The organism is Bradyrhizobium sp., assembly GCF_049798375.1.
In the GTDB taxonomy this organism is placed as follows: Bacteria; Pseudomonadota; Alphaproteobacteria; order Rhizobiales; family Xanthobacteraceae; genus Bradyrhizobium.
The window spans coordinates 1-10,105 of record NZ_JBARGP010000380.1; the positions used below are offsets into that span (position 1 = coordinate 1).

Annotated in this window: 12 protein-coding genes and 1 tRNA gene; 9 read left to right on the plus strand and 4 right to left on the minus strand. The window is 64.3% G+C overall.

Annotation, left to right across the window (positions count from 1 at the left end):
* Positions 1-331: 331 nt before the first annotated feature.
* Together WA702_RS16250 and WA702_RS16255 are read right to left on the minus strand one after the other, a co-directional pair.
* Positions 332-408 (minus strand) — tRNA-Arg (locus tag WA702_RS16250).
* A 337-nt stretch (positions 409-745) separates the two neighbouring features.
* Complete coding sequence (locus tag WA702_RS16255; protein WP_425111558.1) at positions 746-1,774, minus strand: alpha/beta hydrolase; 1,029 nt, start codon at positions 1,772-1,774, stop codon at positions 746-748.
* 366 nt (positions 1,775-2,140) lie between these two features.
* Between WA702_RS16255 and WA702_RS16260 the strand changes: the two genes are divergently transcribed.
* From WA702_RS16260 to WA702_RS16270, 3 genes are read left to right on the plus strand one after another with little or no spacing between them, the layout of a single operon-like run.
* On the plus strand, positions 2,141-3,064 hold the full coding sequence (locus tag WA702_RS16260) for a spermidine synthase (protein ID WP_425111559.1): 924 nt from the start codon (positions 2,141-2,143) through the stop codon (positions 3,062-3,064).
* The gene (locus WA702_RS16265; protein ID WP_425111560.1) at positions 3,061-3,678 is read left to right on the plus strand and encodes a fused MFS/spermidine synthase; all 618 of its coding nucleotides are present in this window, start codon (positions 3,061-3,063) and stop codon (positions 3,676-3,678) included. Before WA702_RS16260 ends, WA702_RS16265 begins: the two co-directional genes overlap by 4 nt.
* A gap of 28 nt (positions 3,679-3,706) precedes the next feature.
* Positions 3,707-4,648 carry a M28 family peptidase gene (locus tag WA702_RS16270; RefSeq protein WP_425111561.1) on the plus strand — a complete coding sequence of 314 codons (942 nt, stop codon included), beginning with the start codon at positions 3,707-3,709 and terminating at the stop codon, positions 4,646-4,648.
* 4 nt (positions 4,649-4,652) lie between these two features.
* Here the strand turns inward: WA702_RS16270 and WA702_RS16275 are convergent, their stop codons facing one another.
* A complete protein-coding gene (locus WA702_RS16275; protein ID WP_425111562.1) occupies positions 4,653-4,853 on the minus strand; it encodes a hypothetical protein in 201 nt (66 codons plus the stop codon).
* A 36-nt stretch (positions 4,854-4,889) separates the two neighbouring features.
* On the opposite strand from WA702_RS16275, the gene WA702_RS16280 reads away from it, so the two are divergent.
* From WA702_RS16280 to WA702_RS16295, 4 genes are all read left to right on the plus strand, one after another.
* Positions 4,890-5,162, plus strand: a complete 273-nt coding sequence (locus WA702_RS16280; protein WP_425111563.1) for a hypothetical protein — start codon at positions 4,890-4,892, stop codon at positions 5,160-5,162.
* Positions 5,163-5,197: 35 nt separating this feature from the next.
* A complete protein-coding gene (locus WA702_RS16285) occupies positions 5,198-5,854 on the plus strand; it encodes a hypothetical protein (RefSeq protein WP_425111564.1) in 657 nt (218 codons plus the stop codon).
* A gap of 503 nt (positions 5,855-6,357) precedes the next feature.
* Complete coding sequence (locus tag WA702_RS16290) at positions 6,358-6,945, plus strand: YidB family protein (RefSeq protein ID WP_425111565.1); 588 nt, start codon at positions 6,358-6,360, stop codon at positions 6,943-6,945.
* Positions 6,946-6,986: 41 nt separating this feature from the next.
* Entirely contained in the window at positions 6,987-7,253 is a 267-nt protein-coding gene (locus WA702_RS16295) for a GlsB/YeaQ/YmgE family stress response membrane protein (protein WP_425111566.1), read from the plus strand.
* Positions 7,254-7,388: 135 nt separating this feature from the next.
* On the opposite strand, the gene WA702_RS16300 is transcribed toward WA702_RS16295, so the two are convergent.
* A complete protein-coding gene (locus WA702_RS16300; RefSeq protein ID WP_425111567.1) occupies positions 7,389-8,171 on the minus strand; it encodes an SDR family NAD(P)-dependent oxidoreductase in 783 nt (260 codons plus the stop codon).
* Positions 8,172-8,418: 247 nt separating this feature from the next.
* On the opposite strand from WA702_RS16300, the gene WA702_RS16305 reads away from it, so the two are divergent.
* Both WA702_RS16305 and WA702_RS16310 read left to right on the plus strand, forming a co-directional pair.
* Entirely contained in the window at positions 8,419-9,483 is a 1,065-nt protein-coding gene (locus WA702_RS16305; RefSeq protein WP_425111569.1) for an acyl-CoA dehydrogenase family protein, read from the plus strand.
* Positions 9,484-9,504: 21 nt separating this feature from the next.
* A partial coding sequence (locus WA702_RS16310; RefSeq protein WP_425111570.1) for an acyl-CoA dehydrogenase family protein occupies positions 9,505-10,105 on the plus strand: 601 nt, incomplete at its 3' end.

The following is a 10,105-nucleotide window of genomic DNA, read 5'->3' on the forward strand; positions in this document are numbered from 1 at the left end:
TAAAACGGATGGTTCTTACCATCCACGATGATCTAAACCGTCACGCGCTCTTTGGCTTCCGGCTTGACTTTTTCGACGAGACGAACATGCCCGGCGTGTGGTCTTCCTGACCGCTGGGACAGTAGATGTTCACGCTCGAGCCATCAGCAGATGATGGCTTCCGACGTCCCCTGCGCAAAGCCCAATGTCCAATGGTGGTCGACAGCAAAAGCGGGCACGCACAGGCTCAGAACTGAAGCCAGAACAACTCTCATCGGCTTGGATCCGCCGGCGTCGCGACCTCTTGAACGATCGATTGTGGAGCGTGGATGTCTCTGTGGCGAGCAGAAGCTGGCGATCCCGGCATGACTCGAACATGCGACCTACGGTTTAGGAAACCGTCGCTCTATCCAGCTGAGCTACGGGACCGGATCCGGCATCAAGATGCAGGAGCTTCGCGCCCCTCATAGCAGAGGCGGGCCGGGGTCGCCAAGCCTTGAGGCACCGAACAAGGAGAACCGCCAGCCGACCAGCAAAGGTGTCGTCCTGGGCAAGCGACTTGTCCGCCGAAGCCCAAAGGGCGAAGGCGGAAGCGCAGACCCAGGACCCATCATCCCGGTCGTTTTGCGACGGCTGGAGCTCCAACTCGCTCCAACGACGGCCGACCGTGGTTCTGGATCCCGACGCAAGGCCGGGACGACAGCGAGGGTGTGGCGGCGGCAGCGTGAGAAGGAGACCCAGCCGTATCATCGATCCGACACCCACCTCACTTCCCCGCGTCACAGCCCGGCAGATCGAACAGCGCGTGCAGGCCGCAGGGCGAGGTCAGCATCTTGTCGCCGTCATGGCCGACGCCTGCGACATCGAACAGGTGATGGTTCGGGGTGCCGCGGTCGCGTTTGGCCATCGTGGCGGCATAGGAATGGCCGCGCGCGTAGCGATAGGGTCCCTGCGCCTCGGCCATGCAGCTCTTGTCCAGCGCCGGATGGTTCGGGTTGGTGTCCTCCGTGCCGAGCAGGTAGATCACGCGCCGCGCGACATAGGCTTCTTCCAGCGCGGCCGGCGTCGGCTTGGCCAGGTAATCCGGCCGTGCCTGCATGCCGTATTTCCAATTGTCATAACCAGTGCAGGAGGCCGCGATTTCAGGCTCCGGCCGCTGGTCGGAGAAATAGGCGTAGGATGACGGATTGGCGACGACATAGCGCACCGCGATGTGGGCCTCGGTCAGCGGCGCTTCGCCACGGCCAGCGATCGCGTAGCGCTGCACCACCTGGCCGCCGCCGGAATGCCCGGCCACCACCACATCCCTGAGGTTCGGAAACAGCTTGCGGTCGGCAAGCCGCGCCAGGATGGCATCGAGCGCCTCGAACGAAGAGGCCGGCTGCGGCCCGGTGGCATCGTCGCCGCCTTCCCAGCCCTCCAGGGTCCAGCGCAGCGTGTCCGCCGGCAAATGGTAGGCCTCGACATCGATCTGGCTAAGGAATTGCGGAACGATCATGATGGTCGCCTGCCCCGCTGCGCCCGCAGCCGCCTGCGCCGTCTTGGCGGATCTGTAATACACGTCCGCATTGCGCAGCCGGCCGTGCAGCACGATGACAGCGCGGGTGATGTTCGGCTCCGGCTTCGACCAGTCGCTGGAGACGTAAAGCGGCAGCGTGCCCTTGGTCCCGACCGCGATCCTGGAATCCGCCACCGCCTTGACCGGCTTGCGATTCGGGGCGTCCTCGTCGGCGGCCATTGCGGACGCGGCAGCTAAAGTGAGGATCACGGGCAGGGCCCAGCGCAACAGCGTCATTCGGCAGCCTCCATCAATGGGGTTCCGACATGCCGGTGATGGGCGGATGAAGTCAACGCAAGCCGCGGCGATCTTGGCACGGCGCGCACAGAGGGGCATGGTGGGGCGCTACCCTCCCCCTCCAGAGGAGGGTGACCCGACCCGGCCGCACCCGTCCTTCAGCACTCATCACAGCCCCGTTTGCGGCACCCGGTTGCACCTATCCGCCGCGCTGCCGATGGTCTAAGAGAGCGGGCGCCGGAACACGGGTGCGGCCTGCGCATTTTGACGCGCCGGCACGGCCGATCGGTTCCGCGCCACCCGCGCCTGTCTTGCCGTCAGGCGCGCCCATCCCAATCGCTTCAGCCGAGGGAAACAGAAACGTCGATGTTCATCCGATCGGTCATTTTCGGCTTGCTCGCCAGCGCCATGCTCGCGTCAGCGGCTCCGGCGCAGGACACCCGCAAGCTGCTGGAGTCCAAGGAGTCGCTCTACAATAACATTTACGTGTACGACGAGCCGCCCTACCGCAGCATGACCTTCGGTCACAACCGGCGCATCTACACCGAGAGCGTCTACAACACGAAAGACGAGCGCGACCTGCCGGTCAGCTACACCCGCTTCATGACCGCGACCCTGATGTACGCCAAGGACGTGCATTCGGTGCTGGAGATCGGCTTCGGCGGCGGCCGTACCTCCTGGTATCTGCACAAATTCCTGCCCGACATGAAGGTGACCTCGGTCGAGCTCGATCCGACCGTGCTGGAGTTCGCCAAGAAATATTTCGACATCAAGGAAGAGCCCAACTTCCATGTCGCCAACCGCGACGGACGGCTGTTCCTGCAGGAGTCGAAGGACAAGTACGACATCATCCTGGTCGACGCCTATCGCGGCCCGTTCGTGCCGTTTCATCTGTTGACCAAGGAATTCTATCAGATCGTCAAGGACCACCTCGCCGATGGCGGCGTGGTGGCGCAGAACGTCGAGCCGTCGACCATGCTGTTCGACTCCGCGGTGAAGACCATCAACGCCGTGTTCCCGCAGATCGACTTCTACAAGGCCGACGGCAACATCGTCACGATCGCCTATGACGGGCCGGAGAAGAAACCGGAGGATCTCGCCACGACTGCCGAGGCGCGCGACAAGGCGTTCGGCCTGCGCTACAGCCTCAAGGATATGCTGGCGGAGCGGCGGCGCATCGACATCAATGGCGGCCAGGTAATCGCGGCTGATGCCAAGGTGCTGACCGACGATTTCGCGCCGGTCGAGGCGTTGAAGACCATCGAGCGCCACAACAGGAAGATGCCGTGACCGCAGTGCTGTCCCGCGCGTCCGCGCTCGCGGTCTATAGTTGCGCCTTCCTGGTCGGCTGCGTGCTGATGGGCTTCGAGATGCTCGGCAGCCGCTATCTGTTTCCGTATTTCGGCGGCGGCATCGGCACCTGGGCCAGCCTGATCTCGACCGTGCTGTGTGCGCTCGCGATCGGCTATTTCTCCGGCAGCGCCATCGTCGACCGCAGGCCATCGGCGCGGACCATGGGCAGCATGATCCTGATATCAGCGCTCTATCTGGCGCTGGTGCCGGCGACCGCCGACCAGATCATGTCGGAAATCCTGGAACAGATGGGCGATGGCGCTTCCGCCACGCTGCTCGCCTCCACCGTGCTGCTGCTGATCCCCCTCACCTTGCTCGGCACCTTCTCGCCGATCGCCATCGGCCTGCTGACCCGCTCGGCGCAGGAGGCGGGCCGCGTCGCAGGCCTGGTCTACGGCGTCTCGACCATCGGCAATGTCGTCGGCACGCTGTTCACGACCTTCACGCTGATCCCGACGATCGGCTCGCGCGCGATCACCTATTGGTTCGCGGCGGTGCTGGCGGTCTGCGCCGGCATTCTGTTCATTCCGTTCGGCAAGAAACCATCTTGAACATCTGATTCGTCCGGCGAGGTCGCAGGTGAAGCATAACCGCCAGCCATTATTTGCCGCCGCCGCGGTGCTGCTGTGCCTGGCCGCACGGCCGGCCGTCGCCGCCGAGGTCAAGATCGACCAGTGGGACGGCAAGCTCGCGCTCGGGCACATCGCCGATCTCCTGCGCTTCACGCCGCGCTCGATGGAAGCGCCCGGTCATCAGCAGACCATCGACTACATCAAGGCCGAATTGGCCAAGAGCTCGCCCGACATGGTGGTGACGCAGAGCTTCGTCACCAACAATGACGACGGCAAGCCGCTGCATCTGACCAACATCATCGCCCGCTTCCAGGCCGACAATCCGCGCCGCGTCATCGTCGCCACCCATTACGACAGCATCGTCAAGGCCTATCGCGATGCCAAGACGCCTGATGCTCCGATGCCCGGCGCCAACAACTCCTCCTCCGGCGTCGCTCTGCTGCTCGAGACCGCGCGCGTGCTGTCGAAATCACCGAAGCCGGATGTCGGCATCGACATGATCTTCTTCGACGGCGAGGAAGGTCCGAAATCGCTCGGCGCCGGCGATCCGACCTTCCATCCGCTCGGCTCGCCCTATTTCGCCCAGCATCTGAAGGATTACTATCCGGCACGGCTGCCCGAGAATGCCGTCGATTTCGACATGGTGTGCGACAAGGATCTGAAGCTGCAGCCGGAGCTGTCGTCGATATCATCGGCACGCGCGCAGGTGACGAAGTTCTGGACCATCGGCAGCAAGATCGCCCCGCACGCCTTCGTCGGCAAATCGACGCGCTACGCGATCAGCGACGACCACACCGCCTTGCAGGAGGCCGGCATCCCGAGCTTCGTGGTGATCGATTTCGACTACGAGCCCTATTTCAACACGACGCAGGACACGATCGACAAATGTTCGGTCGACAGCCTGCAGACGGTGGGACGGACACTGCTGCAGTATCTGTATGCGCAGTGAGATGTCACATCCAGCGCAGCGCTTGCAATCGTTTGCGAGACTCTGACGCAGCAAACAGTGCGATCCCTCTCCCCGTTCTTTCGCGGTCGACTGCGACCAGCACCCTGCCGTAGTCCTCGACCATCATCAGTTCGGTCTGCGACTGCCGATAGCGCGACCATTCGTTGGCGACGACGACACCAGCCAGCGCAAACAGGCAGATCACGCCCATCTCCTGACTGCATGCGCCGGCGAATGGATCATGCCGGAATGGCGCGTCTCAGCACGTGCATTTCGGCCGTTGCACAACGGAGATATTTCCGGCGACATTCCATCATTCAACCTCAAGGAGATCGGGGCACAGTACCAAAATGGCACGCATGCCGGCGTAGCGCTCGATCTGGACGCATTTTCGCGTGCATCAAGGCGACGTCGTGCCTTCATCGCCACGGCCTTGCGTCGACTGCGCGAAAAGCTGCATAAAGCGCTGCATCGAGCCGACCCGCCGCCGCAAAATGGCGACAATTATTCTTAATCTCCACCGGCGAATGCAGTTGAGGAAAGTTGTTCGTGCTGGTGTCCCGCTTACCAATTCTGCTGCTTGCTGCAACCGCCGGTCTGGCGGGATTGCAACCTCAGCGTGCATTCGCCGCATGGTGGAGCACGACACCGGCCGATTTCGAGCAATGCGCCGATCTCGCGGAGAAATCGCCGACCAAGGAGCAGAAGACGGCCGCCCTCGCCGACTGCAGCGCCAAGTTTGCAGGACGACGCAAGGCGGGTGGCGGCTACACCTATTATGATTTCATGCAGAATCGCAGCTTCGACATCGCCGGGCCCAACCCGACGCCAGAGGAGCAGAAATATATCGATCAGCAATACTCGCTCTATCTCGAGAAGCAGCGCCACGACAATGTCACCGCTGCCGTGATGGCCGAGCGGCAGCCGCCGCAACCAGTTACACTGCGCGGTGAGTTCGATAACACACCCGCATTTGGCGAGAAGGTGCCGCTCCCGATGCAGCGGCCCAAGCCGCTGACACCCGCGCAGCTCGCCGAGGCGCGCGCCCGCGCCAAGGCCCATGCGTGCGCCAAGGAGAAGGAGATGGCCAAGGACAGCTTCTCCTGCAACTGGCCGGTCTTGTCGGAGAAGCTTGGCGAGCTGAAGAAGATATTCGGCGGCGCCGCGGCTCAGTCGCCCGCAAGCCCGAAGGCGAAGAAGAGCTGAGCCCGCGGCGGCACACGGCCGCACCACGTAATCTACAACGTCAATCCGAACGCCGGTGCGATCAATGTGCGTTGCTGCCGGCGCGATGCTGGCGGTGATCTCGCCTTGCTGGGCTGCGCCGCGCTGGTGGCGGCAACGGAACCGTCGGCGCGACCCGCGCCGATGGCGCCTCGCGCAGCCTTGCATCGTAACCGGGTGACGGCACCACGGTCGGCGGCGCCGCTTGAGCGGATCGCAGTGTCGGCGACCACATGGATGCAAGAAGGATAGCATAAGCCATGATGTTGCGCGTCATCGTGACATCCCGCGCCCGTTCCGGCGGCATTGCCATCGGCGAAGATGGGCCGCGGTCGATCGCTTTTCAAGCGTGACGCCTTGATGACGCACGAGGCTGGTGCGCGCGGCATGGACGTCGAGATCGCAGATGAACCAATCGCCGCCGGCGCGCTTGTAACCGCGACCGGCGACCAGTACTTTTCTCGATCAAACTTCAGGAGGTAGCGATGGGCTTACTCGACATCCTCAACGGCATGCAGAACGGGCCGCACGGGCCTTCGCATCCCAGCACGCAATCCAACGGCGGCATGTCGCCGATGACCATGGCGATCCTGGGGCTGCTGGCCTGGAAGGCCGTGAAGCATTTCTCGCAGAACAACACGCAGCCGAATGCGGCACCGGCACCGCAGCCGGTTCCGCCGCCGAGTGGCGGCGGCCTGGGTGGCGCCGTCGGTGGGGGACTTGGTGGCGGACTCGGCAACATCCTGTCCGGCGGATTGGGCGGCCTGCTGGCGGGCGGCGCGGCCGGCAGCGTGCTCTCGGGCGGCCTCGGCGACCTGCTGCACCAATTCCAGCAGAACGGCCAGGGCGACACTGCGAATTCCTGGGTCGGCAGCGGACAGAACAAGCCGATTTCGAAAGGCGACCTGGCCAGTGCGCTCGGCGCCGATCAGCTCGATCAGCTCTCCTCGCAGAGCGGCATGTCACGCGACGAACTGCTCGATGGCCTCAGCCAATATCTGCCGAAGGTGGTCGACCATCTGACGCCGAATGGACGGCTGCCGAACACTGACGAAGTGTCAGGACGTATCTAGGGATTGCTTTTGGCTATGGCCGAGCAGAAGGGGAGAGGATCATGCTGTATATTCTGATCGTGGGGTTTGTGGCCGGCCTGCTGGCGCGGATCCTGTCGCCGGGACCGAACAATCCGAGCGGCTTCATCATGACCATCGTGCTCGGCATTGTCGGCGCGTTCCTGGCGACCGCGATCGGCCAGGCCGTCGGGCACTACGGGCCCAACCAGGGCGCGGGCTTCATCATGGCCACGATCGGCGCCATCTTGGTGCTGTTCATCTGGAACCGGCTGGTCGCCAGCGGCACCATCCGCGACTACAATCGCTAGCAACAGTCGCCGTCATTGCGAGGAGCGTCAGCGACGAAGCAATCCAGAGTTTTCGTGCAGCCCTGGATTGCTTCCACCGTCGCCCTTCGGGCTATGGCGGACACGTCGCTTCGCTCGCAATGACGGTAGAAGAAGCTAACTAATCAGATGCATGCCGGCATCCATCCGCACCACCTCGCCGGTCATGTTGCTGGACGCGGGGGTGGCCAGGAAGCAGACCAGCTGCGCGATGTCCTCGGCCGATGAGGCCACCTTGAGCGGCACCCGCGCGATCACCGCATCGCGCACCTGCTTGGCGCCGGCCTCGCCGCGGCCCTTGGTGAACCAGGGCGTATCGATATAGCCCGGGCAGACCGTGTTGACGCGGATCAGCGGCGCCAGCGCGCGCGACAGCGACAAGGTCATGGTGTTGAGCGCGCCCTTGCTCGCCGCATAGGCGACCGACGAGCCGTTGCCGCTGATGCCGGCAATCGACGACACGTTGACCACCGCGCCCGGCCGGCCGGTCTGCTTTGCAGTCGCCTCCAGCATGGCGCGCGCGGCACGGATCATCTGGAACGGACCGATGGTGTTGACGCCATAGATGCGTTGGAAATCCTCGGCCGACAGCCCGTCGAGATCGCCATGCGGCACATGCTTGGTCGTGCCGGCATTGTTGACCAGCGCATCGAGCCGGCCCCAGCCGCCGGCCGCGGCCACGATTGTCTTGCAATCCTCGTCGCGCGACACGTCGCCCTGCACCACCACGACCTCGGCGCCTTCCTTGCGGCAGAGATCGGCGGTCTGCTCCGCCTCGGTCTTGCTGTTGGAATAGTTGACGACGATCCGCCCACCGCTTCTGGCAAGGATGGCTGCCGTCGCAGCTCCCAGCCCCGACGCCGACCCCGTCACGATCGCGCACAATCCGTCCTTCGCCATCAGCGTTTCCCCTGTTTTGATTGAATGGCCTTCTTAGCCAAGTTCGCATCCGCTTGCCAAATCCGCCAAACTCCATTGCACGGAAAACCCCCGTGCCAAATTCACGATAGCGGGTCCCTATGTCAGGGGCGGGGATCGCCCTGCGGCGGAGACGCTTGTCAGGGCCAAGGCTTTTCCTCATCATGCCGGCCAATCACGACGGCACCTGCGCATAGGTGCCGCAAGAGCAAACCGGGCGAGGAGCGCTGTGGCGGAAGCTGAGAACATCGTCGTCGAGACGGCTGAGAAGATCTTTGCCGATCTTGCCGATGCGCAAGAGGTCAATCGCGACAGGCAGGGCCAGTGGAAGGCGCCGCTCTGGCAGGCGCTGAGCGAGGCCGGTCTGCCGCTGGCCTGGGTGGACGAAGAGCACGGCGGCTCCGGCGCAAGCCTTGCGGACGGCTTCGGCGTGCTCGGCGCGGCCGGCCGGTTTGCGATCGCGGTTCCTCTTGCCGAAACGATGCTGGCCGGATGGCTGCTGGCGCAGGGTGGCATCGCCTCGCCCGAAGGTGAGATGACAGTCGCGCCCGCGAGCCCGAAAGATCGTATCACGCGCAATGCCGACGGCACGCTGTCCGGCCGCGCCCGCGGCGTGCCCTTTGCGAAAGCCGCCAAGCACATCGCGGTGCTCGCAAGCGGCGCCGACGGCGCAGTGATCGCGCTGGTCGATGCCACGAAGCTGCGGATCGAAGATCATCTCAACCTCGCCAACGACGCCAGCGACATCGTGGTGTTCGACAAGGTCGAGCCGATCAGCGTCAAGCCGGCACCGAAAGGCTTCGATCAGCTCAACCTGATGCTGATGGGCGGCGTGGTGCGCAGCCTGCAGATCGCGGGCGCGCTGGAATCGATGCTCGACGTCAGCGTCCGCTATGCCGGCGAGCGCGTCGCCTTCGAGAAGCCGATCGCGAAATTCCAGGCCGTGCAGCACAATCTCGCGCGCCTCGCCGGTGAATCGGCCGCCGCCCTGGCCGCGGCGACCTCAGCCGCGGACACGCTGTCGCATGCAACCGGGATCGACGACGCGGTGTATCTCGAAGCCGTCGCGGCCAAGATCCGCTGCGCCGAAGCCGCCGAGAAAGGCAGCGCGATCGCGCATCAGGTACATGGCGCGATCGGCTTCACCATCGAGCACATCCTGCATCGCTTCACCTTGCGCGCGCTGGCCTGGCGCGATGATTTCGGCTCCGAGAGCTATTGGGCGGTCGAGCTCGGCAAGCGCGTCGCCGCGCGCGGCGCCGACGAGCTGTGGCCGCTGGTCGCCTCGCGCTGATCGAAACGAAAGAGATCCGTCATGACCGCAGCGCTCCGTTTCGATCCGATCCGCCTACCGCCCGAATGCGAGAAGCTTCGCCAGGAGGTGCGTGCCTTCCTTGCTGATGAGGTCGCCGCCGGCAGCTTCAATCCGTTCCAGCCCTTGCGCGAGGATGCCGATGCGCGCGGCTTCTGCCGACGCGTCGGCGAGCGCGGATGGATCGGCATGACCTGGCCGAAAAAATATGGCGGCCACGAGCGCTCGTTCCTCGAGCGTTACGTCGTCACCGAGGAGATGCGGGTCGCCAACGCGCCGACCCGCCGCTTCTTCGTCGCCGACCGGCAGAGCGGCCCGATCCTGCTGCGCTACGCGCCCGAGCACATCAAAGCGGACATCCTGCCGCGGATCTGCCGCGGCGAGGTCTGCTTCGCGATCGGCATGAGCGAGCCGAACTCCGGCTCCGATCTGTTCGCCGCCAAGACCCGCGCCACCAGGACCGACGGCGGCTGGCTCATCAACGGCACCAAGATCTGGACCTCGTCGGCGCACATGGCCGACTACATGATCGCGATCTTCCGCACCTCGCAGCCGACCAAGGAAAACCGCCGCCACGGCCTGACCCAGTTCCTGGTCGATATGA